This is a genomic window from Microbacterium sp. I2, from assembly GCF_051364985.1.
Lineage (GTDB): Bacteria > Actinomycetota > Actinomycetes > Actinomycetales > Microbacteriaceae > Microbacterium.
Genome location: NZ_JBLWIH010000014.1, coordinates 25,348 through 50,651, shown reverse-complemented (window position 1 = coordinate 50,651; position 25,304 = coordinate 25,348). Strand labels below are relative to the sequence as shown.

The following is a 25,304-nucleotide window of genomic DNA, read 5'->3' as shown; positions in this document are numbered from 1 at the left end:
CGAAAATGGGCACCGTGACGAAAGGGGCGGCGTGATCATCGAGCCTCCTGCACCCGGTGAGCCGCGGCGACCGCTAGGCCCGCGCGATCCCGGCGACGCCTGGGTGGTCGCGCCGACGGGGGAGCGGTATTGGGGGCGGTTCGGCGCTGCCGGTCTGCTGGCCGTGGACCCCGATCGCGGGGTCCTGCTGCAGCATCGCGTGTCGTGGAGCCATTTCGGCGACACGTGGGCGCTGCCCGGGGGCGCGCGCCACGAAGACGAGTCGGCGTGCGACGGCGCACTGCGGGAAGCTGCGGAAGAGGCCGGGGTCCCGGCATCCGCGATTCGTCCGCGTGTGCTGAGCGTGCTCGACCTCGGGTACTGGAGCTACACGACCGTCATCGGTGATGTGGTCGAGCCGTTCGAACCGGTGATCAGCGACCCCGAGAGCCGCGAGCTCGCGTGGGTGCCCGCCGACGAGGTCACCCGGCATCCGCTGCACCCCGGCTTCGCGGATTCGTGGGAGCGACTGAGGGCGCTGCTCCCGCTCCGACCCGCCGTGGTCGTCGACGTCGCGAACGTCATGGGTGCGGTTCCCGACGGCTGGTGGCGTGACCGCGCGGGTGCGGCCGAGCGCCTGTTGGTGCGCCTCGGCACGCTCGCGCAGCAGGGGACGCCCGCTGCCGCGCTCGAGCTGCCCGAGCACACGTGGTATCCGCACTGGACCGCCGTCGTCGAGGGTCAGGCGCGCGCGGCCGAGGCGACGAATGGGGTCGAAGTGGTGCGAGCCGAGGCATCCGGAGACGACGCCATCGTCGCCGCGGCCGAACATCTCGTCGCCGCCGGGGACCGCGTGACGGTGGTCACCAGTGATCGAGGACTGGCGGCGCGGGTTCAGGATGCCGGAGCCGCGGTCCGCGGAGCGCGCTGGCTGCTCGAGCTGCTGGGCTGACCGCGGTCAGCCCTCTCGGCCGCGGAGCCGGTCGATGTCGCGGCGCTCACGCTTGGTGGGACGCCCGGCGCCGCGGTCGCGCACCGGGACGAACGCCGTCAGCTCACGCGGCGGCGGGGGAGGCGTCTGGTCATCGACGGCCTCGGCCGCGACCGCGGCGCCGACCCGCTTCGCGATGGGCTGCTTGACGACGAGGATCCGGTCGAATCCGTTGATGCGCACCCTCAGTTCGTCGCCCGGACGCACGGGCTGTGCGGCCTTCACCCTCTCGCCGTTGACCCGTACATGCCCGGCGCGGCATGCCGTGGTCGCGGCGGACCGGGTCTTGTACACGCGGATCGCCCAGAGCCACGCGTCGACGCGAACCGAAGCGCCTCCGGTGGTCATGCCACGACCTCCGCGGGACGCCGCACCCGCGTGGTCACCAGCACACCGGCCGCGATGAGGCCCTGCCCGAGGCAGTACGTGAGCATGACCGCCGGGCTGGTCCAGTCCGGCATCGCTTCGGGCAGGAACAGCCGGAACGCCAGGATCGAGTCCGAGGCGAGGAAGAACGCACCGCCCCACACAATGAGGGGATCGCAGCGGGATGCCGCGACCGCGGTGCCGCCGAGCACGAGCCCGTAGACCGCGACGGCGATCACGAGGCCACCGAGGTGGGACCACAGCACCGCGAGCAGCACGCCCCACCACGCGGCGTACACGACCGCCCACGGCGGGATGCGCCGCACCGCGAGGAAGCGCCAGAACAGGGCGATGTAGCAGAGGTGTGCGAGGCCGAAGAAGAGCAGCATCATCGGCACGGTCGGAAGCCACGGCAGGAACGTGGCGGCGCCGTCGCCGATCCACGAGAGCCCGATGGCGGCGACGAGGAGCGTGTGCACGGTGGTCCATGTGGTGCCGCGAGCGCCCCACACGACCGCGAGCGCGAGCAGCGGCATGAGCGCGAGCTTGGTCGGACCCGCGAGCGCGTCCGACCCCACGGCGAGAGCGCCGACGTGCACGACCGACATCACGATGTACGGTGCGAACGCGATCCAGAGCCGTCGCATGATCCTCCTCGATTCCCGCCCTGACATCGTCGCACGCGCGCGCGCCGAGCCGAGAGTCGTGGGGAGACCGGAAGCCGCGATCGGGCTCAACTCGACACATCGAGCGAGACGATCGCGAGGTCGGGGCGCGGGCGCGCGACCTCGCGGAACCCCGCGTCTTCGAAGGTCGATATCACGCCGTGGTAGAGATCATTCGACGCCTTCTTGCGGCCGGCACCGGGATCGACGGGGTAGGCCTCGATCACACGTGCGCCGCGCGATCGCGCGTAGTCGATGGCGGCGGCGAGCAGCTGCGCGTTCAGCCCCTGCCGCCGGTGCTCTCGGCGCACCACGAAGCAGCTGACGGCCCACACGGCGTCGTCGTCCCAGGGCTCTTCGGAGTGGGCCGCGAAATTGCGGGTGCGACCGAGGCGCACCTGCCGGGTGCGGGGGCCGACGCGCACCCAGCCTGCCGGTTCGTCGTCGACGTACGCGATGAGGGCCGGTGGGGGACCGGTCTCGATCTCTCCGCGCAGCAGCTCCTTCCGCTGCTCGAGTGTCGTCTTGTCGAACTCCACGTTCGGCATCATCCACCACTGGCATTGGCAGCCGCGGCCGTCGCCGCCTCCGCTCATCGTGTGCTGAGCGTCGTCGAAGCGGTCGGCGGTGACGGGTTCGATCCTGACCTGTGCCATTCACGCGACGCTAGCCGCGGCCGCCGACAGCGACAAGGGCCGGATGCCGAGCCTCCGTGTGTTCGCGTGGCCACCGTGGACCGGGTAGGATAGTCGAGTTGCCCGCGCGCAGGCGGGGGTATCGGGATGTGGCGCAGCTTGGTAGCGCACCTGACTGGGGGTCAGGGGGTCGCAGGTTCAAATCCTGTCATCCCGACAGAGCAGAAGGGACCGGCCGGGCCGGTCCCTTCTCCGTTCGAATGAGCAGTGCCATCTCGCGTGCGATTGTGACGTCTGCGGCCGAGCCTACGCTCCGCGTATGGCAAGGTCGCGCACGTACACGGATGATGAACTCGTCATGGCGATTGCGGGGTCTCGCTCATGGCGCGAAACAATGCGCAAGATCGGGCTCGTTGCGACCTCGTCGAGGGCGATAGCGTCCGTGCGGTCGCGCGCCGACCTCCTCGGCCTGGAGTACGGCCATTTCTCGAAGCAGCGTCGGTTGACATACGAAGAAGTACGCGGCGCGGTGGCGATCGCGGAAACATGGACAGACGCGGCCGCCGCACTCGGGCTCCGCGGGCCTGCTGCAGCCACCAGAGTGATGGGACACGCCGTGCGGTTTGGCGTAGATGTTTCGCCGACTGCCGAGCCACATGCGATGGCAACCGAGAACAACGCTCAGCCGGATCTAGCGAACCTTGGCCGTGCGGGCTCCCTTCTGGCCGCGAGCTGGTTCACGCTCTGTGGTCACAGCGTCTCCTGGCCGCTCGAGCCCAGCCGTTTCGACCTGTTGGTGAATATCGACCGCGAGGTCCGCCGGGTCCAAGTCAAAACGACGACGGTGCGGGTCCGCGACAGCTGGAAGGTGTACCTCTCTACGACCGGCAGGACGCGAAAGACCTACGACCCAAGCGAAATTGACGACTTCTTCGTCATCGACGGCGCCCTTGCGTACTATCTGATTCCGGCACGAGACGTCGGTGGCCTGCAGGCGATTCATTTGAGTGCATACGAGCGCTACCGCCTCACGAAGATGCCGAGGCGGATTACAGGTGCCTCCTAAGCCCTCGCCGTTGGCGACAAGGCGCGCTCCCGTCAGAGAGCGCGAGACGGATGCCGCGCCCCGGCCGCTCACCCGTGCAGGGTCGGGTGGTAGGTGAGTTCGAGAGTGCGGCCGTCGAGCTGCACGGTGTTCACCAACTCGAGGTCGAAGTCTTCGGCGCCCTCGAAGATGCGGTCGATGCCGGTGCGCCCGGTGATCACGGGGAACAGCGTCACCTGCACGACGTCGACGAGGCCGGCCGCCATCAGCGCCCGGTTGAGCGACAGGCTTCCGTGAGAGCGCAGGGGCACGTCGGACTCCTCTTTCAGGCGGCGCACCACGTCGATCGCGCCGCCGCGCGCGACGGTGGCGTCGTGCCAGTCGAGGGGCTCTTCGAGAGTGTCGGAGACGACGATCGTGGGCAGCGTGATCATGCGGGTCACCCACGGGTCGCGGACGTCGGATTCCTCTGTGCTCTCGGCCAGCATGCGGGCGAACTCCTGATAGGTATGCGCCCCCAGAATCAGCCGCTGGTCCTCGCCGTACAGGGCGAGGCGATGCGCGAGCAGTTCGGTGCCCTGCTTCCCCCAGTAGCCGGTCCAGTCGCCGCCGGCGGCGCCGAAGCCGTCGAGGCTGGAGAAGACGTCGAAGGTGTATGTCGCGGTCATGATGCACTCCTTGTGATGGTGTGTTCGGTGGTGGCCGGTCAGTGCCGCCTCTCACCACTGCTACGAACGTCCCTGCCCCGATCCGACACCTTCGCGGGAAAATACTCCATCCATTCGGACCGACCGCATGGCATACTCACGCGTGGTGATGCGATGACGGCGAATCTGGAGACACGCGCCGGCCGGCCGTGGATCTTCCGACGGTGGCCGGCGATCGCTGCGATCATCTTCGCGGCTGCATTGTCGGCGGCGTTGTGGGTGGGCTTCAGCGATACTGCGCAGATGTCACAGGTGCTGACGGCCGCGGGATTCGTCTACCTCGGTTCCGCGGCGCTCGGCTCCCGGCGTGCGGCGTGGTCCCTGTTCGGGCTCACGTTCGTGGTCATCGGCATCGGCTATGCCGTGCCGGGTCTCGACCCGACGTGGGTGCTGCTGGGCGGAGGTGCGGTGCTGGCGGTCGTCGGGCTCGTGCGGGGTGCACTTCGGCCCGGGTGGGGCCTGCCGCTGCAGCTGCTCGCGATGACGGTCATCGCGGCGGTGGCCGTCGCCGTGATGTTCATCGGCCAGCCGGCCGCGGGTCTGCTCGTCGGGGTGGGGCTGCTCGCCCACGCGACGTGGGATGTCGTGCACTTCCGCTCCCGGCGCGTCGTCATGCCGTCGATGGCGGAGTTCTGCGCCGTGCTCGACACCCTCCTCGGCCTCGTCGTGATCGCAGCGGCGTTCCTGCGCTGACGCGTCACGTAGCGCGCGCCACGCCCTTGGGCAAGCCCCTGGAAGCCCATCGCGACCGGTCGCAGGGTGGTGTCGAGAGGAGGACGACCATGCATGAGCACAACGAACAGGCCGAGACCCACGTCACGACCGACCACGACGAGATCCGGCGGTGGGCGGATGACCGGCACGCGAACCCCGCGACGATCGACGACCCGCAGAATCCCGAGGGGATCGGTGCGCTGCGGTTCGACTTCGACTTCGGGTTCGACACCGAGACCAGCGACCTGCGCCAGGTCAGCTGGGACCAATGGCTCGCCGCGTTCGATGAGCGCGGATTGAGTTTCTCGTACCAGGACACCCGGGCCGACGGGACACCGTCGAACTACTTCACGCTCGAGGAGCACCGCACCGGCACGGCCTGAGCACGGCCAGGAGCCATTTCGCACGCCCTCGTGCGCGACACTGGGGCGATGGGTTTCACGCGTGCAGGGCTCGAGTCGTTCCGCGGCCGGAACGTGCCCGATCTCATGCCGAGCTACCCGGGCCTGGTGTTCGTGGGTATCAACCCAGGCCTGTGGACCGCGGCGACCGGTGTCCACTTCGCGCACCCCGGCAATCGCTTCTACCCGGCCCTGGTGGCGGCCGGCATCATCCCGCGGCTGCCTCGGATCGATGACGAGGGCTTGCCCGAGGCCGACCGGCGGATGTTCCTCGATGCCGGCATCGGCATCTCCAACCTGGTGCATCGCGCGACCGCCCGCGCCGACGAGCTCGATCGGACGGAACTGCGGGAAGGTGCGGAGCGACTGGCTCGGGATGCCGCCCGCTGGCGTGCCCGCGTGGTCGCGGTCGTCGGGCTCACGGCCTACCGCCAAGGGTTCGGCCGCTCGCGTGCCACGGGCGGTCGTCAGCCCGAGACGTTGGCGGGCTCCGAACTGTGGGTGGTGCCCAACCCCAGCGGGCTGAACGCGCACGACACCGTCGCGACGCTCGCGACCGCGTACGCCGCCCCCGCGAGGGCGGCTGGGGTCATCGCGTGAACGATCCCGTGAACCCCAGTGCCGACTCGGCGGAGCGATGGCAGCCCAGCCGCACGGCCCGCACTCGTCGAATCGCAGCGCTCGTCTGTCTGGCCGTCGTGATCGTCGCGGGACTAGCGGTCCATGGCCTCCTCCCCGACACCGCCGTGACCGATATCGCCGGTGACGCGCTCTACGCGGCGGCCGCGTACGCCGCGCTCGTCGTGGTCGCGGCACGCCTGGGCCCTCTTGCGATCGGTGGCATCGCCGCGGCGTGGTGCGTCGGTGTCGAGCTGTTCCAGCTCACGGGGCTGCCGTCGGCGTGGGGTGCGAGCTTCGCGCCGATGACGCTTCTGCTCGGCGCTGTCTTCGACGCTCGCGATCTCGTCGTCTACATCGTCACGATCGCGGCGCTGACGGTGCTCGACTGGGCGCTCGGGTCCGTCAGCCGGCCGCGTCGGGCCTGATCCGGCGAGCACGCGCGACCATGCGCCCGCGCTGGGATGCCGGGAACCGGTCGAGCATCGCGCGAAGCTGGTCCGCGTCGACGTCGGCGCCGAAGGCCTCTGCGCCGGGCTCGAGCTTGATGCCTTCGGCGAGCGGTCCCGCGATCACCGGGTCGAAGCCGAAGGCGTCGACGAGGCCCGCGACGACCGCGAGGTCGGCAGCGTCGTCACCGGCGATCGCGATGGCCTTGCGCCCCGGGGCGCCGGACGGCCGCGCCTCGTCCTCCAGATCCCGATAGCCCATGTGGTTGAACGCCTTCACGACCCGCGACCCGGCGAGGAAGCCCCGCACGGTCTCGCTGGTCGAAGTGCGCAGATCCGCGAGGTCGTCGCGAAGCCCGTCGACCTCCCACCAGTAGTTCATCGCGTCGATCACCAGAGTGCCCCGGAGTGCCTCGACCGGGAGATCGCGGTAGCGGGGAAGCGGGAGTGCGAGAACGACGGCATCCGCCTCACGGGCGACGACGGATGCCTGGACCGCGGTCGCCGCCGGACCGAGAGTCGCAACAGGTGCTGCAATGCGCGCAGGATCGCCGGAGCCGGCGACGAGGACGCGATACCCGGCATTCACTGCGAGCCGCGCGAGCACGAGCCCCACCCTGCCCGCGCCGAGGATCCCGACGACGCGGATGCTCTCGTCGTCAGTGCCCACAGCGCCAGCGTAGCCCGACGAGCGTGCGTGACTGGAGCCCGCCCGCGGCCGTGCACGAGGGCCTCAGGGCTTGCGCGGTTGCGGCATCCGTCATCGCGGCCGACCATGGACTCATGGGGGATGAATCGATTGCGGACGGCGTCCCCACGGCGGGGGATGCGGGCGGCGGCCGCCGGCGGGCGATCTGGTGGGCGCTGGCCGGCGCAGCGGTCTTCTTGATCGCCGCCATCGTCGTGGGTGTGCTCCGCGGCGCGCCGGCAGAGGAAGGCGCCGCGGCGACCCCGTCACCGAGCGTGACCACCACCGCGACGCCCACCCAGGCCCCCACACCGACGCCGATCGTCGCCGGCTTCCCGCAGAACGCGAATCCGTACGATGTGTCGACGCTCCCGCAGGTGAACGTGTTCGCCGTCATCCCGGCGCTGCCGGTCGACGACGCGCCCTTCGGCGCCGCCACCGCGGAACGCGCCCTCCCGCTCGGGGTCGGTGCGCCGGTCTGGGCCGATCCTCGCGGCGAGCCGGTGGCCTACCTGCCGCGCGAATATGCCTACGACGGCACCACTGTGCCCATCGTCGAGCGGCAGGAGCACTGGATCAAGGTTCTGCTGACCGGGCGGCAGGCCATGCCGTCGCAGGGCAACCCTGCGCAGGTGGCGGGGTGGATGCGCGTCTCGGACGTCGAGGTCGCGCCCTCGACAGAAACCGTCGTGGTCAGCATCTCGGCCCGCACGATCGACATCGTCCGCAACGGCGTGGCCGAGCGGATCGCCGGAGACTTCGCGTGGGGCACCGACGCCACGCCCACGCCCGTGGGCCGTGCGTTCATCATGACCACCCAGGTCGTGCCCGAGTACGGGTACACGCGCGGGCATCCGATCGTGTATCTGTCGGTGCAGTCGCCGACCCTGGACGGTTTCGGGGGAGCGGATGCCGCGGTCACGGCCTTCCACTATCACGACGATCGCTCGGGACCGATCTCTAACGGGTGCCTCCGCGTCGACCCCGACGCGATCGCCAAGCTGTCGGCCCTCCCGCTCGGGACGCCAGTGATCGTGAACCCGTGAACCCGTGAACCCGTGAGCCCGTGAACCGGGATCCTGGGCGCGGGTCACACGAACGGACGCGAGGCATCGACGATCCGGCGCAGGCACACCAGCGCCGCCAGCTCGTCGGCGCTCTCCGACGCTGACGCCGCCGGGCTTTCGTCGATCGTCCGCTGGAACTCATCGACGGCTGCCGTCGCGGCATCCAGCCGGTCGGGTGCCTCGTCCGCACCCAGCGGGGTTCCGACGATGCCGGCCACGCGGTGGATCGCCGCAGCGAGCGTCTCGCGCTGAGGCGGGTCGAGGCTGGGACTGCGCCGCTCCTGCATCCTCAGCAGCAGATCGACGAGGTCACGCGTCAGGAACGAGGTGCGTTCGAGCGCGGACATCCGCTGGGCGTTCTCCTGCTGCACCGCGCCACGGGCGCGACGGCCTCTCGGGTTGCCTCGACTGCTCTCCTCGGCTTCGCGCACCTCATCGCCGACCGCCGAAATGGTGTCTCCCAACTCGCCCAGGGCCGTTCCGAGCCGCTGCGCGTCCAGACCGCCGGCCGCGACGGCCTCGGCGAGCTCTTCGAGTCGTTCGGTCACGGCGCTCCGAAGGGCCGACAGGCGCCCGCTCGCGCGTCGCAGGTACAGCGGCGGGAACACCAGCAGGTTGACGGCCAGCCCGACCAGCACTCCGAAGGCCATCGTGACCAGGTACGAGATCGAGAAATCGTCTGCGTCGTTCCCGCCGAGCAGCAGCACGAAGAGCGCGGCGAGCGCGACCCAGTCGCCACCCGCGCCGAGGCGCCGGATCCCGCCCGCCAGCACCCCGGCCGCGATCACGATCGCGAGTCCCACGCCGCCCGGCGCGCCGGCGCGGACGAGCAGCAGGCCGGCCAGTCCCAGCGCGATCCCCAGCCCCAGCCCGACGAGTGCCTCCAGACCCACGCGAGCCGACCGGGCGAGGGTCGGGTACATCGTGACCAGGGCGCCGAGCGGGGCATAGTACGAGTACTGGTCCTCGGCGAACGGGATGAACGGCGCCAGGTACCACGCGAGCACCGCGGCGAGAGCGGTCTTGCCAGCCAGCAGCAGCCGCGGCTGGTCCGCCACCTCGGACGTCCACTCGGCGACCCGCCGGCGGACGACGTGCGTGCGCTTCTCTGTCACGCTGCTCCTCTCGTCACAGGCTCTCGACGGCGCCAGATGGCGGGGCTCTGCCGCTACGGTAGGCGGTGCACCTGAGCGAACAGCCATCACCAGACGCGATCACACGCGCGGCGACACCGGGCGGTTCTCCTCGGCCACCGACGAAAGGAACATTTGATGCAGCAGCGCTCCCTCGGACGCATCGGTCGATCGGTCTCGGCGGTCGGGCTCGGCACATGGCAGCTCGGCGCCGACTGGGGTGCGGTCAGCGAAGCGGACGCGACAGCGGTGCTCGCGGCATCCGTCGACCGCGGCGTGACCCTCTTCGACACGGCCGATGTGTACGGCGACGGACGCAGCGAGACGATCATCGGCCGCTTCCTCGCGGAGCGGCCCGGCCATGGCGTCACAGTGGCCACCAAGATGGGCCGGCGCCTGGCGCAGGAGCCGGCGAATTACTCGCCCGAGAACTTCCGGGCCTGGACCGACCGCTCGCGCCGCAACCTCGGTGTCGAGACGCTCGACCTCGTGCAGCTGCACTGCCCGCCGACCGCGGTGATCGAGGATGACGCCACCTATGACGCCCTCGACGCACTCGTCGCCGACGGCGCCATCGCCGCCTACGGGGTGTCGGTCGAGACGTGTGCCCAGGCGCTCGCGGCGATCGCACGCCCGAATGTCACGAACGTGCAGATCATCTTCAACCCGTTCCGGCTGAAGCCCCTCGACGAGGTGCTTCCCGCCGCCGCCTCCGCCGGCGTGTCGATCTTCGCGCGGGTGCCGCTCGCGTCGGGCCTGCTGTCGGGCCGCTACACATCATCGACGACTTTCGCCGAGAACGACCACCGCACCTACAACCGCCACGGCGAGGCCTTCGACCGCGGCGAGACATTCTCGGGTGTCGATTATGAGACGGGATTGGATGCCGCGGCCGAGCTCGCCGCCGCGCTCCCGGCCGGAGTCACCCTGCCCGCGGCGACGCTCGCGTGGATCGCGGCGCAGCCGGGCGTCACGAGCGTGATCCCCGGTGCGCGCAACGTGGGACAGGCGCAGTCCAACGCGGACGCCGCAGCCCTGCTCGAGGGCGGTTTCGACATCGGCGCGTTCGACGCCGTCGTGCGCGACGTGTACGACCGTCGCCTGCGCGAGGCCATCCACCCGCTGTGGTGAGCGCCGCCCCCGCGGACTGAGACGCGGATGCCCCGACCCGGCGACACGGCCGAGCCGGGGCATCCGAATCCCTGCTACGGCGTGGGGTAATCCACGACGTACTGCGGCGCACCGGTGTTGGTGTTGTCGGCCTGGCCGCCGATGCCGTTCACGACGTGCTCGATCGTGCCGGCGCTGAGGTTCACCGTCATGATGTGGTGGAGCTGCACGCCGGGTGTCTCGGGCACCGAGAACCCATTGGCCGTGATGATCGCCGGGTTGTTCTGGTTGAAGACGTACACGCCGGCGCCGTCGAGGCGATGGGTCGTGACGTCGTCGTCGACCACGTAACCGGGGTATCCGAGCGTTCCGTCGGGCTGCGTCCAGTCGGCCTGCGTCGGCGGGTCGTACGGCAGCTCGTTCTGATAGAGCACCACGCGGCCGTTCTCGCCCCTCCACAGCGTGTTGTGCTGCTGGAAGTGCTCGACGAACAGGCCCGTCGCCGTGACGTCGTCACCGTTGACGATGACGCCGTTCGTGCCGGTGTTGGTCTTCCACCGGTCGGTGTCGCCGTTGAAGCCCTCGGTGAAGCCCTCGACGCCGTGATCGCCGCGCCACACCCAGGTGTGGTCGATGAGCACGTTGTCGGCGTTCACCTCGAGCGCCGTCGTCGTCTTGCCGATGTGAGGGCCACCGACACGGAAGTACACGTCGCTGAGCGTGATGGGATCCTCGGCGCCGAGCGGCTTGCCGCCGTCGGTCTTGCCGACGCGCAGCAGCACGGGCGAGAGCTCGGAGCCGGCGTCGATCGTGACTCCGGCGACCACGATGCCCTCGGCATCCCTCACCTCCAGCGGAACCGCACCGCCGACAGCCGTGAGCGTCGCGTGACCGAGCCCGAGCACGACGGTGCCGGCGCGCTTGACCTTGATCGTGCGGTCGACGTCGTAGACGCCGGGCGTGAGGATCAGGTGCTGACCACGAGCGAGGGCGTTGTTGATGTCTTTCACCGAGTCGTCGGGCGTTGCGATGAAGAAATCCGTGATCGGGATGCTGCGCCCCTCGGTCTCACCGTCGGCCCAGCTGATCCCGCGTGACTCGTGCTGCACGGCGGGTACGCGGACCTGGTAGCGACCGTCGTCGTCGACGTAGAGGTAGGGCTTCTCTCGGCTGACGGGTGTCGAATCGAGCGTCGTGTACGGCGGGTTGGGGAAGGTGGCGTCATCGGGAGCGCCGACGACGCCCGAGAAGACCTGGTTCCAGACGGCGTTGGACCACCCGGCGACCTCGCTGTTGCGGATGAGCCACTGCTGCTGCGACCCGTTCGTCACGGAAGGCAGCCGGGAGTCGGCGATGAACCCGCCGCTGGCATACTGCGGACCGGCGGTGCAGTAGTCCATGAGCGACAGGTTGCCGCCCGACACGTCCAGCCGGCGCATCGACACCGCCTGCGACACCGCCCAGAACTCGGCGCTCGCGCGGCAGCCGTCCTGGCCGGACTTGTCGATGTCGATCGACAGGTTCGAGATCGTGCGCCAGAAGTTCACCAGTGCGAGGCAGTTCGCCGTCCCGCCGCCCTCGAGGCAGCGGTTGTACACCTCGACGGCGCCGTGGATCGTGACGTCTTCGGGGGAGGCGCCCAGACCCGAGATCTCGGTGTAGTAGCCGACCTTCGCCTGGAGCGGCTGCGCTGCCGACCCGTACTGTCCGGGAAGGAAGAACACCGCTTGCCGTGTCGTACTCATCTCGGCGTCGACCTGCTGCGCGTGCAGCGCATCGAGGTCAGCCTGAATCTGCGCCACGGGGGTGTCGGGGCTGTAGATCGTGACGTTCGGGCCGAAGTCCGGGTCGAGCGCATCGACGACGCGCGGTGGGGCGGCCATCGCGGGCGCTGCCAGCAAGGTGCCGGCGGCGAGCGCGACGGCGCCGGCCACGGCGCCGAGGCGCACAGCACGGCGGGCAGGGGGAGCGTGCATGGACGGGTCCTCTCCATCGAGGTGGTGACGCCGCGGATGCTGCGTTACTTACTGGACTGTAACCATTCGTGGGAGCGGTCTCAAGATCCAGTTCTCGTCCGTTCGAGGCGCTTCTCGCGTTCCTTCTGCTTGGCCTCCAGCGCGACTTGCTCGCCCTTCAGCGTCGACGCCGCGATCTGATCGAGCAACCCGGAGCCCTTGTCGCGGAAGATCCGCCCGTAGCGGATGCGGCTGAACACGTCGACCATGCGTGTCGACAGGTAGCCGATCGCGACGCGGCCGAGCAGCCACGCCGCGGCGAACCCGTTCGCCACCCCGACGACCGCCGTCGCGATCATCACGACGGACGATCCGCTCGTCGCCGCCCACACGATCATGGCCACGGTCGGGGCGACACCGATCGTGGTCGCGGCGAACGCGATCCAGATGTGCAGCGCGATGTTGCCGTTGGCGTCGTTCGGCCCCACACGGCGTCGCGGATCGACCCCGGGCGAGACGCCGACGGCCGAGGTCAGAATCGCCGCGCCGGCCGCGGCGCCCACCGTCGCGGGCAGCGCCGCGACGACGAAGGGGATGGCCCACCACGCCTGGGCGAGCAGGATGAACACGACCGAGACGAGGAGCGCGCGCGGCAGGAAGACCAGAGCCATCGCCCACTGACGGCCGCGCACGTCGGCGCGGACCGACGACGCGCTCTCGCCGACGATGTTCTGCCACACCGCCGAGCCGTCCTGCCCGTACAGGTTGCAGCCCGCCAGCGCGACCATGATCGCGACGATCACGCCCGCGAAGGCGCCCGCCGGCGCCGTGTAGCCACCCAGGAGCGCGAACACCCCGATGACCGCTCCGGTCCACACCGCGGTGCTCGCCTCGAGTGCGCGCCAGGGATCGCGCCGCCACTGCCGCAGCTCTTTCATGACGACGGCGCCGGTGGGCGTGGCCGGAAGGATGCCCCCACCGGCGACCAGCGACGTCGAGCGGGGCCGCCCCCGCCGGGCGGTGACGCGCTGCGAGCGCGGCACGAGCAGCGCCACCGTGCCGACGACGCACACGACGTCGAGCACCAGCAGTGCCGCGAGCAAGGCGACGGCGACCCCCCCGTCGCCGACTGTGGCTGCTTCGACGGCGAGCACCGTCCAGGACGTCGGCAGGGCATCCAGCACGGCGGTGATGGGGCCGGCGGGTAGACCGGTCTGCAGCAGCTGCGGGATCGACTGGAAGGCGACCGAGACGATCATCCAGCCCGCGAACATCGCCGCGAGGATGATGCCCCACTGCACGCCGGCGATCTCGATGCCCAGCCGGGTGCGCATCGCCGCCCCGAGCGCGCCGTAGACCAGCCGCGAGAGCGCGATCACGAGGACCCACGTGAGGAGCGACCCGACCACGGCCACGATGATCGTGCCCGGGTCGAGCACGGCCGCGTGCCAGCTCACCGCCAGGAATGCGAGCAGCACGTAGGTTGCCGCCACGCCGACGTACACCGTGGTCAGCAGCCCCCGCCCGAGCTGACTGCGCGACAGCGGCAGCAGCGCGAAGTAGTCGGCGCGCAGCACGCCGGCACCGCTCATCAGCACCGGTCCGAACATGCCGCCGACGAGCCACATCGCGAAGACCAGCGTCAGGACGTCGTGACGGATGGCCGTGTCTGCAGCGAGGGCGGCCGCGGCCCACGTCGCCACGACCAGCAGTCCACCGATCACCCACCCGGCCCGTCGCAGCCCCGCGGAGGAGTTGCGCAGCATCGCGAACTTGAGCGAGATCAGCCACCGATCCACGACAGCTCCTCCTCATCGAACTCGGGCGCTCCGACGAGCTCGACGAACCGGTCCTCGAGACTCGACCCCGCCCGCACCTCGTCGAGCGTGCCCTGCGCGAGCACACGGCCGTGGGCGACGATCGCCACCCGGTCGCACAGCTGCTCGACCAGTGCCATGACGTGGCTCGAGATGATGACTGAGCCACCCGTCTCGGTGAAGCGTCGCAGGATCCGCGTGAGAACGCGTGCGCTCACCGGATCGACCGCCTCGTACGGCTCGTCGAGCACCAGTACGCGCGGAGTGTGCAGCAGCGCGGTGGCCAGGCCGATCTTCTTGCGCATGCCGGTCGAGTACTCGCCGACCAGCGTGCCGAGGCGCTCAGCCTCCTCCAGTTCGAGGATGCGCAGCAGCTCGGCGGTGCGCGCCGCGACGGTCTCGGGCGGCATGCCACGGAAGCGTCCCCAGTAGGTGAGCAGCTCGCCGCCGGTCAGTCGCTCGGGAAGCGCCAGCCCGTCGGGAAGGACGCCCAGGCGACGCTTGGATTCCACGGGATCGGACCACACGTCCAATCCCTGCACGAAGGCCTTGCCGGACGAAGGGCGGAGCAGGCCGACCGCCATCGAGAGCGCCGTCGTCTTGCCGGCGCCGTTGGGCCCGACCACGCCGAAGAACGAGCCGACCGGAACGGTGAGGTCGATGTCGTCGACGGCGACCTTGTCGCCGAACTCCCGGCGCAGGGCGCGCATCTCCAGGGCCGGCGTGTCGTCGCGGAGTGCTGTCATGACTCCATTCCACGCCGGCGGGGCGTCTCGCGCGCCGGTCGATCGGCCAGACTCCGCGCCGATCGGCCAGGACCATGCGGTCGAGCGGATGCCGCGGCATCCGTCGTCCGTATCATCGAGGCATGGCGACCTCTGCGACGTGGCGCCGGGTGGCCGGACGACTGTCGCCCGCGGCGGGGCGCACGCGCGGGGAGTGGGCGACCGACTGGGCGCTGTTCGCGCTCGCTCTCCTGGTCGGGTGGCTGACGGCGAGCCCCAGTGCGTACCCGGAGATCGGTGTGTGGTGGTGGCCGTGGGACATCGCCCTGGGTCTGCTCTCGTCGGCCTCGATCTGGTGGACGCGGCGGTACCCCGTCGCCGTCGGCGTTCTGCTGATCGTTCCCGGCGCGGTGTCGATCACCGCGATGGTCGGCGCACTGGTCGCGGTGTACCGGATGGGGCTGCTCGCCCCGATCCGCTGGGCACTGCTGCTGACGACGCTGCACGTCCTGGCGGCGCTGCCCTACCACCTGGTCGCGCCGGTGCCCGGCATGACCTGGCTCATGTGGCTGATCGTCGTGCCGCTCATGTACGCCCTTGCGCTCTGCATCGGCCTGCTCGGGCGCGCGCGGCGTCAGCTGATCGTCGGGCTGCGGGAGTCTGCGGCCCGCGACCGCGAGCGCTACGAGGAGCGGCTCGCCACGACGCAGCGCGACGAACGGGAGCGCATCGCGCGCGAGATGCACGACGTGCTCGCGCACCGCATCTCGCTGCTGTCGATGCATGCGGGAGCCCTCGAGTACCGCGCGCGTTCGCTGCATCCGCCCGATCCGCTCGAGCTGCAGGAGTCGGCCGGCGTGATCCGTCAGAACGCCCAGGGCGCCGTCGAGGATCTGCGCGAGCTTCTCGGATTGCTGCGCAGCGACGGTGAGCTGGGGGCTGCGGCGCCGCAGCCGCGCCTGACCGACCTGGACAGGCTGCTGGACGACGCCGCCGCAGCGGGACAGCACGTCGACTTCGACAGCGATGCGCGCCCCGAGCGACTGCGCGAGACCACGCAGCGCGCGGCGTACCGAGTGGTGCAGGAGGCGCTCACCAACGCGCGCAAGCACGCGCCCGCCGCCCCCGTCACGGTGCGCCTGCACCAGGACCGCGCGCAGCTGACCGTCACGACGTCCAACCCCGTCCCGCCGGGCATCACACGCTGGGACGCGCCTGTCGAGGGCAACGGACTGATCGGACTCGAGGAGCGGGTGCGGATCGAAGGCGGATCGTTCCGCGCCGGAGTCGAGGACGGCCAGTTCCGTGTCGTCGCCGAACTGCCGGCGGGCACCCGATGAGCGTGCGGGTACTCCTTGTCGACGACGATCCGCTCGTGATCGCGGGGCTGCGGATGCTGCTCGCCGGCGACCCGGGAATCGACGTGGTCGGCGAGGCGGGCGACGGCGGCGAGCTGACCGCGTCGGTCGTCAGGGAGCGTCCCGATGTGGTGCTGCTCGACGTGCGCATGCCCGGAATGGACGGCGTGACGGCCCTGCGCGAACTGCGCGGCTCGGTTCGTGAGCAGCCCGCAGTGGTGATGCTCACGACCTTCGGTGCGGAGCCGATCGTGCTCGATGCACTGCGGGCCGGGGCATCCGGATTCCTCCTCAAGCACACGCCGCCCGACCAGATCATCGCCGCGATCCACGCGGCCGCCGCGGGAGAGTCGAGTGTGTCGCCGGTCGTGCTGCGCCAGCTGATCGACCACGTCGCCACGGAGGGGAGGCCGGCCGCGGAGGATCCGCTCGAGGGGCTCAGCGACCGCGAGCGCGAGGTCGCGCTGGCTGTCGCCGAGGGACTGGGCAACGCCGAGATCAGCGAGCGCCTGTACCTCTCGGTCGGAAGCGTCAAGGCGCACATCTCGTCGGCCCTGAGCAAGCTCGGCCTCGACAACCGGGTGCAGTTGGCTGTCGCCGCGCACGAGTCGCGCCGGCGCGGCGGACGGTGAGCGAACCAGAGACGGCTCGAAAGCGGCAGTCGGCAGGGCGCGCAGCCCACGTCGCGGGGCGGGAGTATCGTGTGGCTGTGCCCCTCGTCCCGCGCATCGTCGTCGTCATTCCGTGCCGCGACGACGCGGACTTCCTCGAAGAATGCCTCGCCGCGCTCGACGCGCAGACGCACGCCGCAGATCGGGTGATCGTGGTCGACAACGGCAGCGCGGATGCCTCGGCCGACGTGGCGCGCCGCCACGGCGCGGTCGTGGTCACCGAGCCCGTGATCGGAATCTGGCCGGCGGCCGCGCGCGGCTACGACGAGGCGATGGCCGACGCCGACATCATCGCCCGGCTCGACGCGGACTCGCGTCCGCACCCCGACTGGATCGCACGTCTGGTGCGCGCGTTCGTCGCGGACCCGTCGCTCGGCGTGCTGACCGGCAGTGCGGAGTTCTACGGCGGCTCTCCGCTCCAGAACTACCTGGGCGAGCGCTGGTACATCGGCGGCGGGCACTACTGGATCAAGAAGTGGCTCGGCATCCCGCTGGTGTTCGGTTCGAACTTCGCGATGCGGACCGGCGTCTGGGAGCGAGTACGGGAGCAGGTCGACCGGGGCAACGACCGAATCCACGACGATCTGGACCTCACGATCCGCCTTCGTGCCTCGGACGGGGTGCGTTACGACCCGCAGTTGCGCATGCCTGTCTCAGCACGACCGGTGCAGACGTTGTCCGGTTTGTCGCGGCGTATCGCGAAGGTCGCGACGACGTTCGCGGTGAGCTGGCCCGAGGGTGCCGCGTGGCGCCGCCGCGAGGTGCCGGCGGAGGCTGATGCGGTCCCGAACTGGGAACCCGAGGGCGACGAATGGGCACCCCGCTACGGCGGCTGAACCGAGGGAGCACGGCATGCTCGAGCTGACCGAAGAGGCGCTGGTCGCGGCATCCGTCGATGTCGTCTGGGCCGACCTGACCGAGTCCCACAGGCTGATCGAGTGGATCTGGCCACAGCGCTTCGAGGCCACCGCGGAAGTCGAGCTGCGAGAGCTCGGGCGATGGCATATCCGATCGGATGTGGCCGAGCTGGCCGTCGAAGCCACGGTGCTCACGGTCGACCGGCCGAGGTCGCTGCGGCTCGCGTGGAAGTGGGCGGGGGAGGAGCGCTCGACCGACGTCGAGATCATGCTCGTGGCCGCCGCAGACGGCGCCACGCGCGTGATCGTGCGGCACACGGGCTTCCTCTCGGCAGACGAGCGGGCGAGTCACGTCGAGGGCTGGTCGAACTGCCTGCAGCGCCTGATCGACCGCTACGGCGGCACGCCTGGCGAGCACCTCTGAGTCCATCGACACGACACGAGCGTCGTACGGGTTGGCTAGCCTCGCAGTGTGATCATCGAGTTCGAATCCGACGTGTTCCGGTGGAGCGCGCGTGACGACATGGCGCTGTACCTGACGGCGGTGCCGCCCGAGCTCAGTGAAGACATCCGCGAGATCCCGCGGCCGTACCGCGGCTTCGGATCGGTGCGGGTGCGCGCGAGCGTCGGCGGGTCGGAATGGGCGACCTCGATCTTCCCCGATTCGAAGACCGGCTCGTACGTGCTTCCGCTCAAGAAATCGGTGCGGGATGCCGAGGGCCTGGTCGAGGGTGGGCCCGTGGTTGTCCGGATCGAAGTGCTCGACGCCTGAGGCGTTCCTCAGCAGTCTGCTCAACCTCCTGAGGAATCATTGATCGCATCCTGAGCGATCCGGCTTGACTCCAGATGAGAGTTCTCTCATGATTGACCGCGGGGGTTGGGAACATGCACACGCATGGTTTCGATCGCCAGCCTGAACTGACTGGGCGACTGGGCGAAAACGCGGTCTGATCAGGGATGTCTTCTGTCATCCTTAGAGAAAGAGAACCGCAATGCGTTCCTTCGTGCGTAATTACATCCAGGCCGAGAAGGCCCGCCGTGAGGAGTCCGGTGAGGCCGGCTTCTCGCTCATCGAGCTCATCGTCGTCGTCGTGATCCTGGGCATCCTGGCCGCTGTGGCGATTCCGATCTTCCTCGGACTGCAGGGCCAGGCCGAGCAGTCCGCGCAGGACTCTGTGGCGGCGAACGCGGCGAGCCAGGCAGCTGCCGAGTTTGCAAATGAGGCGGCCACCGATCCCATCGCTGGCCCTTATGCGGCGAACCTTGCGGCAGGTAAGTACACGATCGAGATTGCGAAGGACTCCACCGCTCCGGCGGCTGACCCGCTTGGGATCGACAACTTCTGCGTGACCGTTTCGGGCGGTGCGACGACCGCGTCGCCCTCTGGTCCCGGCTGCTAAGACCCGTTCCAGCGAACGATCGGCCAGGTCCGGGCCCGGGGGCTCCGGACCTGGCCGAACCATGATCCGCCGGGAGGTGATCACCGTGGCACGCCACGAAGAAGGCTTCAGCCTCGTCGAGGTCATCATTGCGATGTTCCTGCTCGCCGTGCTGTCTCTCGCGGTCCTCCCGCTCATCATCTCGGGGACACGGTTGAGCGTTGACAACCGCGACACCGTTGAGGCGACGGCCCTCGCCGACGCACACCTGGCCGCTTTGCGAGCCCAGTTCCCGGCTCAACCGGCCACCGACACAACGTGCGCGCAGCTTCGCGCGGCGGCCATTACCCTCGTTGATTCGGTGCCGGGAACTCTCCCGAACATCACCGTGCCAGCCGGGCTCACGCGCGCCATTGCCGTCGAGAACTGCCCGAGCGGAGCGACCGCAGGCAAGCCGGCGGCCATGCTGGTCACCGTCACGATCAGCGAATCAGGCGGTGCAAGCCTCGTCGTGCTTCGCTCCCGTATCCCGGTGAGTGCGGCGTGAGGGACTCATCCGTTCGCGACGATGACGGCCTCAGCCTGATCGAGCTCATCGTCGTCATTGTCGTCTCGGGCCTGTTCGCCGGGCTCCTGACGGTGCTGTTCATCAACGGCTGGACGACGCAGGAGCGTTCGGTCGCTCGCGATTCGGCCACGGGCCAGGCGTCGGTCGTGAAGTCGACATTCTCCCAGGCTCTGCGCAACGCGACAGCTGTCCGTGTGAGCGAATCCGGCACCCGCGTCGACGCCGTCGTCGCGGAGATCGATGACTCGCTGGCGGGCTGGGCATGGGAGTGTCGAGCCTGGGTGCTGAAGGAGGAGTCGATTCGCTACAGCGCCGGACCGAATGCCCGCAGCACGGACGTCTCGACCTGGACCATCCTCGCCGGGCGATCCTCGGAGCGGCCCTTCGACAAAGTGGCCGGCTCGATGGGTGGGGCCGGCTTCGCCCTCATCGGATCGAAGGGCGTCCAGCTCGCGATCGATATCACCGTGGGCGACGAACCCAAGACGGTCTCGATCTCGGATGGGATGACGGCGCAGGCCGTCGCGACCGAGGGAGCGATCGCGTGCTGGTCATGAAGGACTCCGTCCGCAGGGGCGATGATGCAGGTTCGTCGCTCGTCGCCGTCCTCATCGTCATGCTCGTTCTCACGGTGGCCGGCCTGACGCTGGCCTCCATCGTGGTCAACACCTCTGGTGTCGTGACCGACAGCCGCGCGCGGGCGGAGTCGCGCGCCACCGCGGATGCGGGATTGGCGGCAACCGTTGCTGCGCTCAAGCGAGGAGAGCTCGCCTGCCCCATGGCCCCCGCGACACGCACCGCGACGGGAGTGAAGGTGTCCGCCGATACCGGTGCGCTGTCGTACGACTACGCGATCACCTGCACGAGCACGACCGCGACCGTCCGTGTCAACGCTGACGTTCGCGGAGCCCGAACCGCCGTGCAGGCCGACTACGCCTACTCGTCTTCGCTGGGCGAGGGCGGCGACATGGTCTTCTTCGGCACTACCGACATCACCTTCAACTCCAACGTCATCGTGACCGACCCCGGGCGCAGGGTCAACGTCGTCGCGCCGCAGGCGTCCGTGAAGTGCAACGCCACGATCCCCGGCAACCTCACCCTCAAGGGTGACCTGCACACGCAATCGGGGTGCAACGTCTCCGGAAACGTGGCCGCCGGTGGCATCCTCGACATGTGCTGCGGTAGCGACACCTTCCACGGGGATCTCACCCTGCGGGGGACGGCCGCCAGCATCGTCCGCGGAACGATCAAGGGCACCATTCAGGCGAACGGGGCGCTCGAGTTCGGCTGGGAGAACAAGACCGTCGGTCAATCCGTGAGCACGACCGGCAACGTGAAGCTCGGCAAAGTGCGGATCCAGGGCAAGCTCACCCTGCCTGCGGCGAAGACGCTGACGAATGACGAAGGGACCGTCGCCGGTGGTATCGATCGTCCGACCGCGGTTGCGCCAGTACCGCCGCTGACGCTGCCGACGTGGTTCGAATACCGGTTCGCGGCGGCGGACTGGCCCGGCTACACGGTCGTGGCCCTCGCCGCGTCGGGAACCGGTCCGGGCACATGCGGTTACTTCAACCAGAATCCGGGATCGGGATGGACGTGGCTTTCGACCCTCGCTGCAGACACGATCATCGATGCCCGCGCCTGCAGCGGTCTCAACTCCGAGAACGGGTCGACTCCGGTGGTGCAGCTGAAGAAGAACCTCGTCATTCTCGCGCACAAGTTCGACCTCGGGTCGCTCACCGTCAAGGCATCAACCTCGGCGACGACCAAACCGTCGCTCGTCTTCCTCACGGAGGATCGCACTCCGACGGACACCAATCCGACATGCGCTTCCAACCAGGGCACCTTGATCATCAACGGGACGGTGATCGAACCGTCGGTGCGGGCGATGGGATACACCCCCTGCACGATAGATGTGGGCAGCAAGGGCACCGACCAGTGGACCGGCACGCTGTACGGGGGGACCTGGACACCCGGCGGCCTGTTCACCTTTACGGCCGATCCCATCGGGCTGCCCGGCATGGGAGCTGAGCACGGCATCTCGATCGAGACGAAGACGGTCGGAGTCCTTCTCCGTCAGCGCGATGTGACATACGAAATGCTGGGCTCATGGACACCGTGACCGCGCTCGCGCCCGCCGTCCTCACTGCGCTCCTTGTGCTTGCGGGCGTCTTCGGTCTCGTCATCGGGTCGTTCCTCAACGTGGTCGTGTACCGCGTGCCGGCCGGCATCCCGCTGACGCGTGAGAGCCGCTGCCCGAACTGCGACGCATCGGTCAGGCCGTGGCAGAACGTCCCCGTCGTGTCGTGGCTGGTGCTGCGGGGCCGGTGCGCCCACTGCAAGACGCCGATCTCGGCCCGCTATCCCCTCGTCGAACTCACGACGGGGATCGCCTTCGTCGGAGTCGTCTGGATGTTCCTCGACGCGTTCGGGCTCGCTCCGCTCGCTCAACGACCGGACTTCGGCTGGGGCGCGCTCGCCGTGGTCATCGTCGCGTATCTGTGCTTCGCCGCGATCAGCATCGCACTCACGCTCATCGACCTCGACACGCATCGGCTTCCCAACGCCATCGTGCTGCCGAGCTATCTCGTCGCGGGCGTCCTGTTCGCGCTCGCGTGCGTGCTCGGGGTGGACTGGTCGGCGCTGTTGAGGGCGGCGATCGGGGGCGGCATCCTGTACGCCTTCTACTTCATCCTGCGCCTCATCCGACCGGGCGGCATGGGCGGCGGCGATGTCAAGCTCGCCGGCGTCGTCGGCATCTACCTCGCCTGGCTGGGCTGGGGACCGCTCGTGGTCGGGGCGTTCGCGGCCTTCCTCCTCGGCGGCGTGTTCGGCCTCGCACTGCTGCTCGCGCGCCGCGCCGGGCGGCGATCGGCGATCCCGTTCGGCCCCTGGATGCTTGCCGGCGCGTGGGTGGGAATCATCGCGGGCGACACGACCGCCCGCTGGTACATCGGATTCTTCGTCGCGTGATCCGCGGCGACATCATCGGAAAGGAATGGCCATGGCGCACACGATCGTCGGGCTCGAGATCACCGAAGAGGGCGTGAGAGCGGCCGAGGTGAGCACCGGGCGCACGCCTGCGCTGATCGCGAGCGGCTCCGTTCCCCTTCCGCCGGGGGCAGCGAAGGACTCCGAGATCTTCGACGCGGATGCCGTGGCTCTTGCACTGCGCCAGCTCTGGAGTCGTGCGGGGATCCGTGGGCACCGCGTCGTGCTGGGCCTGGGCAGTCGCCGCATCCTGGTCAGGGAGCACACCGCGCCGGCGATGCGTCCGGATCTGCTCCGGCAGGCGCTGCCGTATCAGGTGCAGGACCTTCTGCCCGTCCCGCTCGATCAGGCGGTGCTGGACTTCTACCCCGCGTCGCAGGAGGGTGACCAGGTCAGCGGACTGCTGGTCGCTGCCGTGGCCGAGACCGTCGAACAGCTCATCGCGGCGGTGTCGAAGGCCAAGCTCACCGTCGACGTCGTGGATCTGGCGCCGTTCGGCCTGGCCCGGGCCGTCGCCCGCGTGTGCCCGCCGCAGGAGGCCGTCGCCGCCTTCCATCTAGGCGACCACACCAGCTATGTGGTCGTCGTCGAGGCCGGCATCCCGCGCTTCGTCCGGATCATCCCGGTCGACATCGTCACCGGCGCCGTGCGGGCGCGCGAGCTCGCGGCGTTCGCCGAGATCGCCGACGAGGCGCCCGCTCCCGTGGAGGAAGTGCTCGAGACGGTACCGCCCTCCGAGGCGGCCCCGGCTCGTCGCCTGCGGTCAGCTGCGCGGGTCGCGCGGCCCATCGGCATGACGGAGTCCGCGGTCGTCGACCTGGCCGGGCGGCTGCGCAGCACCCTCGCCTTCTACGCCGACCGCTCGGGCGGCCAACCCATCCGGCGCGTGCTGATCAGTGGCGCCGGTGCCGCGGCGCCCGGGGTCGCGCAGGCGCTCGCCGAAAGCCTGCCGGTGCCCGTCGACCACCTCGACGTCACCGCGCTCGTCACGGGCAAGAAGCTGCCGGCTGGCGAAGACGCGCTCAACCTCGTGGCGACGGTCGGCCTGGCGATGGGGGAGGCCCGCTGATGGCGACCGCCAACCCGGCAGTCCACGCGTGGGGCGGAGCGCCACGCGTGAACCTCATGCCGCGCGCCGAGACCGAACGCCGAGAGCGAGCGGTCCTCGCACGGCGCTGGATCGGGGCACTCGTGGCCGCGCTGCTGCTCGTGGCCACGGCATCCGGTCTCGCCTTCGCTCTGCAGATCTTCGCGGCGCAGCGCCTCGTGGTCGAGCAGGCGCGCACGACCTCGCTGCTCGGCCAGCTCGCCGAACTCGGCGACGTGCGGCAGGCGCTGGACCTCGAAGCCGATCTGCAGACGTTCCGTGCGGACGCGATGGCCACCGACCTGCGCTGGAGCCCGCTCATCGCGACCGTCCAGCAGCAGCTGCCCGGCGGTGTCTCGATCACCGGGTTCAGTCTGGCTCCCGGCCCGGCGCCGCAGGGCGACGACCCGACCGCCAAAGAGGGCGTCTCGGGCACACTCACGCTCAGCAGCGCGACGCCGACCGAGATCGTGCCGATCGTTCGCGCGCTGCGGCCGCTGCCGGGCGTGCTCGAGGCGGACGGCTGGCAGAGCACGGCCGAGCAGGACTCGTACTCGTACGAGATCCGCATCGCGCTCGACCAGTCGGTCTACACCGGCGCCTACGCGAAGGAGGAGGCCGAATGAACATCCCCAAGCAGCTCATCAACCTCCTCGGTGCCGTGGTCGTCATCGGTGTCGTCGTCGCCGGGATCGCGCTGATCGCCCTGCCGATGTACGGATCGTCGCAGACGACGGATGCCTCGGCTCGCACGGTCGCGCAGACGAACGACGTCTACGACATCCAGGTGCAGACCCTCGCCGCCGAGCGCGAGCGCATGGACGAGATCACCGCCGACCTCGCCGGCTTGCGCCGCCAGATCGCGGCGATCCCGCAGCTGGATGACGTCTTCGAGATCGTGATCGCTTCGGCTGCCGATACCGGAGCGACGATCACGAGCGTGACGGCGAGCGACCCCGAGGCGTGGGCACCTCGCGGTGCGGCGTCGGACGATCCCACGGCGACCGCGCCCGCCGACACCGCCGTGGAGCCGGCGACGCCCGAGGCCGAGCCGACGGAGTCGGAGCCGGCCTCACCGGAGACGGATGCCACCGAAGCCGGCGCGACCGCGCCGGCAGATGGCACGACCGCGCCCTCACCATCGCAGCAGGTGCCCCTCACGATCGTCGTCGAGCTCGCCGACGCCTCGCAGGCTGCCGCGTTCATGGACGCGCTCGGTCGCGGTCCGCGACTGCTCGCCCCGATCGACGGCACGCTCGCCGACGGAACCCTGACCGTGACCGCACTCGCCTTCATCCGCACCGACCACAGCAGCACCGGGGGCTGAC

General features: G+C 69.8%; 30 protein-coding genes and 1 tRNA gene. 22 read left to right on the top strand and 9 right to left on the bottom strand.

Annotated elements, in window-relative coordinates; genetic code table 11:
• The first annotated feature begins 31 nt into the window (after nucleotides 1-31).
• Nucleotides 32-931: an NUDIX domain-containing protein gene (locus tag ACLKM7_RS12970; RefSeq protein ID WP_436447577.1), complete on the top strand. Its 900-nt coding sequence runs from the start codon at nucleotides 32-34 to the stop codon at nucleotides 929-931.
• Nucleotides 932-937: 6 nt separating this feature from the next.
• On the opposite strand, the gene ACLKM7_RS12965 is transcribed toward ACLKM7_RS12970, so the two are convergent.
• The 3 genes from ACLKM7_RS12965 to ACLKM7_RS12955 form a co-directional block, all read right to left on the bottom strand.
• A complete protein-coding gene (locus ACLKM7_RS12965; RefSeq protein WP_436447576.1) occupies nucleotides 938-1,318 on the bottom strand; it encodes an RNA-binding S4 domain-containing protein in 381 nt (126 codons plus the stop codon).
• Nucleotides 1,315-1,983, bottom strand: coding sequence for a lysoplasmalogenase family protein (locus ACLKM7_RS12960; protein ID WP_436447575.1), 669 nt, complete (start codon nucleotides 1,981-1,983; stop codon nucleotides 1,315-1,317). The genes ACLKM7_RS12965 and ACLKM7_RS12960 overlap by 4 nt, the downstream gene beginning before the upstream one ends.
• 86 nt (nucleotides 1,984-2,069) lie before the next feature.
• Nucleotides 2,070-2,657, bottom strand: a complete 588-nt coding sequence (locus ACLKM7_RS12955) for an N-acetyltransferase family protein (RefSeq protein ID WP_436447574.1) — start codon at nucleotides 2,655-2,657, stop codon at nucleotides 2,070-2,072.
• A 122-nt stretch (nucleotides 2,658-2,779) separates the two neighbouring features.
• On the opposite strand from ACLKM7_RS12955, the gene ACLKM7_RS12950 reads away from it, so the two are divergent.
• Nucleotides 2,780-2,853 (top strand) — tRNA-Pro (locus tag ACLKM7_RS12950).
• Nucleotides 2,854-2,955: 102 nt separating this feature from the next.
• Nucleotides 2,956-3,702, top strand: coding sequence for a group I intron-associated PD-(D/E)XK endonuclease (locus ACLKM7_RS12945; RefSeq protein WP_436447573.1), 747 nt, complete (start codon nucleotides 2,956-2,958; stop codon nucleotides 3,700-3,702).
• A 68-nt stretch (nucleotides 3,703-3,770) separates the two neighbouring features.
• On the opposite strand, the gene ACLKM7_RS12940 is transcribed toward ACLKM7_RS12945, so the two are convergent.
• Nucleotides 3,771-4,349 carry a dihydrofolate reductase family protein gene (locus ACLKM7_RS12940; RefSeq protein WP_436447572.1) on the bottom strand — a complete coding sequence of 193 codons (579 nt, stop codon included), beginning with the start codon at nucleotides 4,347-4,349 and terminating at the stop codon, nucleotides 3,771-3,773.
• A 153-nt stretch (nucleotides 4,350-4,502) separates the two neighbouring features.
• Between ACLKM7_RS12940 and ACLKM7_RS12935 the strand changes: the two genes are divergently transcribed.
• The 4 genes from ACLKM7_RS12935 to ACLKM7_RS12920 all read left to right on the top strand — a co-directional run bounded on the left by ACLKM7_RS12935 (nucleotide 4,503) and on the right by ACLKM7_RS12920 (nucleotide 6,549).
• On the top strand, nucleotides 4,503-5,081 hold the full coding sequence (locus ACLKM7_RS12935) for a hypothetical protein (RefSeq protein WP_436447571.1): 579 nt from the start codon (nucleotides 4,503-4,505) through the stop codon (nucleotides 5,079-5,081).
• 89 nt (nucleotides 5,082-5,170) lie between these two features.
• Complete coding sequence (locus tag ACLKM7_RS12930) at nucleotides 5,171-5,485, top strand: hypothetical protein (RefSeq protein ID WP_436447570.1); 315 nt, start codon at nucleotides 5,171-5,173, stop codon at nucleotides 5,483-5,485.
• Nucleotides 5,486-5,533: 48 nt separating this feature from the next.
• The gene (locus tag ACLKM7_RS12925; RefSeq protein WP_436447569.1) at nucleotides 5,534-6,103 is read left to right on the top strand and encodes a mismatch-specific DNA-glycosylase; all 570 of its coding nucleotides are present in this window, start codon (nucleotides 5,534-5,536) and stop codon (nucleotides 6,101-6,103) included.
• Entirely contained in the window at nucleotides 6,100-6,549 is a 450-nt protein-coding gene (locus ACLKM7_RS12920) for a DUF2809 domain-containing protein (RefSeq protein ID WP_436447568.1), read from the top strand. Before ACLKM7_RS12925 ends, ACLKM7_RS12920 begins: the two co-directional genes overlap by 4 nt.
• Here the strand turns inward: ACLKM7_RS12920 and ACLKM7_RS12915 are convergent.
• A complete protein-coding gene (locus ACLKM7_RS12915; protein ID WP_436447567.1) occupies nucleotides 6,527-7,240 on the bottom strand; it encodes an NADPH-dependent F420 reductase in 714 nt (237 codons plus the stop codon). The genes ACLKM7_RS12920 and ACLKM7_RS12915 overlap by 23 nt on opposite strands.
• Before the next feature lie 113 nt (nucleotides 7,241-7,353).
• Between ACLKM7_RS12915 and ACLKM7_RS12910 the strand changes: the two genes are divergently transcribed.
• A complete protein-coding gene (locus ACLKM7_RS12910; protein WP_436447566.1) occupies nucleotides 7,354-8,304 on the top strand; it encodes a L,D-transpeptidase in 951 nt (316 codons plus the stop codon).
• A gap of 44 nt (nucleotides 8,305-8,348) precedes the next feature.
• Here the strand turns inward: ACLKM7_RS12910 and ACLKM7_RS12905 are convergent, their stop codons facing one another.
• Nucleotides 8,349-9,440, bottom strand: a complete 1,092-nt coding sequence (locus ACLKM7_RS12905) for an FUSC family protein (protein WP_436447565.1) — start codon at nucleotides 9,438-9,440, stop codon at nucleotides 8,349-8,351.
• 156 nt (nucleotides 9,441-9,596) lie between these two features.
• Here ACLKM7_RS12905 and ACLKM7_RS12900 point away from each other — a divergent pair, with 156 nt between their 5' ends.
• Entirely contained in the window at nucleotides 9,597-10,589 is a 993-nt protein-coding gene (locus ACLKM7_RS12900; RefSeq protein ID WP_436447564.1) for an aldo/keto reductase, read from the top strand.
• Nucleotides 10,590-10,663: 74 nt separating this feature from the next.
• Here the strand turns inward: ACLKM7_RS12900 and ACLKM7_RS12895 are convergent, their stop codons facing one another.
• The 3 genes from ACLKM7_RS12895 to ACLKM7_RS12885 all read right to left on the bottom strand — a co-directional run bounded on the left by ACLKM7_RS12895 (nucleotide 10,664) and on the right by ACLKM7_RS12885 (nucleotide 15,086).
• Nucleotides 10,664-12,544 carry an adenylyl cyclase gene (locus ACLKM7_RS12895; RefSeq protein ID WP_436447563.1) on the bottom strand — a complete coding sequence of 627 codons (1,881 nt, stop codon included), beginning with the start codon at nucleotides 12,542-12,544 and terminating at the stop codon, nucleotides 10,664-10,666.
• A gap of 80 nt (nucleotides 12,545-12,624) precedes the next feature.
• Nucleotides 12,625-14,322 carry a hypothetical protein gene (locus ACLKM7_RS12890; RefSeq protein WP_436447562.1) on the bottom strand — a complete coding sequence of 566 codons (1,698 nt, stop codon included), beginning with the start codon at nucleotides 14,320-14,322 and terminating at the stop codon, nucleotides 12,625-12,627.
• The gene (locus ACLKM7_RS12885) at nucleotides 14,307-15,086 is read right to left on the bottom strand and encodes an ABC transporter ATP-binding protein (protein WP_436447561.1); all 780 of its coding nucleotides are present in this window, start codon (nucleotides 15,084-15,086) and stop codon (nucleotides 14,307-14,309) included. Before ACLKM7_RS12885 ends, ACLKM7_RS12890 begins: the two co-directional genes overlap by 16 nt.
• Nucleotides 15,087-15,208: 122 nt before the next feature.
• Between ACLKM7_RS12885 and ACLKM7_RS12880 the strand changes: the two genes are divergently transcribed.
• From ACLKM7_RS12880 to ACLKM7_RS12820, 13 genes are all read left to right on the top strand, one after another.
• A complete protein-coding gene (locus ACLKM7_RS12880; protein ID WP_436447560.1) occupies nucleotides 15,209-16,405 on the top strand; it encodes a sensor histidine kinase in 1,197 nt (398 codons plus the stop codon).
• Complete coding sequence (locus tag ACLKM7_RS12875; protein ID WP_436447559.1) at nucleotides 16,402-17,055, top strand: response regulator; 654 nt, start codon at nucleotides 16,402-16,404, stop codon at nucleotides 17,053-17,055. Before ACLKM7_RS12880 ends, ACLKM7_RS12875 begins: the two co-directional genes overlap by 4 nt.
• Before the next feature lie 77 nt (nucleotides 17,056-17,132).
• The gene (locus ACLKM7_RS12870) at nucleotides 17,133-17,930 is read left to right on the top strand and encodes a glycosyltransferase family 2 protein (RefSeq protein ID WP_436447558.1); all 798 of its coding nucleotides are present in this window, start codon (nucleotides 17,133-17,135) and stop codon (nucleotides 17,928-17,930) included.
• Between the two features lie 16 nt (nucleotides 17,931-17,946).
• The gene (locus tag ACLKM7_RS12865) at nucleotides 17,947-18,375 is read left to right on the top strand and encodes an SRPBCC family protein (RefSeq protein WP_436447557.1); all 429 of its coding nucleotides are present in this window, start codon (nucleotides 17,947-17,949) and stop codon (nucleotides 18,373-18,375) included.
• A gap of 48 nt (nucleotides 18,376-18,423) precedes the next feature.
• Entirely contained in the window at nucleotides 18,424-18,723 is a 300-nt protein-coding gene (locus ACLKM7_RS12860) for a DUF1905 domain-containing protein (protein WP_436447556.1), read from the top strand.
• A gap of 220 nt (nucleotides 18,724-18,943) precedes the next feature.
• On the top strand, nucleotides 18,944-19,351 hold the full coding sequence (locus ACLKM7_RS12855) for a type II secretion system protein (protein WP_436447555.1): 408 nt from the start codon (nucleotides 18,944-18,946) through the stop codon (nucleotides 19,349-19,351).
• A gap of 85 nt (nucleotides 19,352-19,436) precedes the next feature.
• Nucleotides 19,437-19,877, top strand: a complete 441-nt coding sequence (locus ACLKM7_RS12850) for a prepilin-type N-terminal cleavage/methylation domain-containing protein (RefSeq protein ID WP_436447554.1) — start codon at nucleotides 19,437-19,439, stop codon at nucleotides 19,875-19,877.
• Nucleotides 19,874-20,455, top strand: coding sequence for a prepilin-type N-terminal cleavage/methylation domain-containing protein (locus tag ACLKM7_RS12845; protein WP_436447553.1), 582 nt, complete (start codon nucleotides 19,874-19,876; stop codon nucleotides 20,453-20,455). The genes ACLKM7_RS12850 and ACLKM7_RS12845 overlap by 4 nt, the downstream gene beginning before the upstream one ends.
• On the top strand, nucleotides 20,452-22,020 hold the full coding sequence (locus ACLKM7_RS12840; protein WP_436447552.1) for a hypothetical protein: 1,569 nt from the start codon (nucleotides 20,452-20,454) through the stop codon (nucleotides 22,018-22,020). Before ACLKM7_RS12845 ends, ACLKM7_RS12840 begins: the two co-directional genes overlap by 4 nt.
• On the top strand, nucleotides 22,008-22,871 hold the full coding sequence (locus ACLKM7_RS12835; protein ID WP_436447551.1) for a prepilin peptidase: 864 nt from the start codon (nucleotides 22,008-22,010) through the stop codon (nucleotides 22,869-22,871). The genes ACLKM7_RS12840 and ACLKM7_RS12835 overlap by 13 nt, the downstream gene beginning before the upstream one ends.
• A 31-nt stretch (nucleotides 22,872-22,902) precedes the next feature.
• Nucleotides 22,903-23,958: a pilus assembly protein PilM gene (gene pilM / locus ACLKM7_RS12830; protein WP_436447550.1), complete on the top strand. Its 1,056-nt coding sequence runs from the start codon at nucleotides 22,903-22,905 to the stop codon at nucleotides 23,956-23,958.
• Entirely contained in the window at nucleotides 23,958-24,602 is a 645-nt protein-coding gene (locus ACLKM7_RS12825; protein WP_436447549.1) for a hypothetical protein, read from the top strand. The genes pilM and ACLKM7_RS12825 overlap by 1 nt, the downstream gene beginning before the upstream one ends.
• The gene (locus ACLKM7_RS12820) at nucleotides 24,599-25,303 is read left to right on the top strand and encodes a hypothetical protein (protein ID WP_436447548.1); all 705 of its coding nucleotides are present in this window, start codon (nucleotides 24,599-24,601) and stop codon (nucleotides 25,301-25,303) included. The genes ACLKM7_RS12825 and ACLKM7_RS12820 overlap by 4 nt, the downstream gene beginning before the upstream one ends.
• Nucleotide 25,304 lies beyond the last annotated feature (1 nt).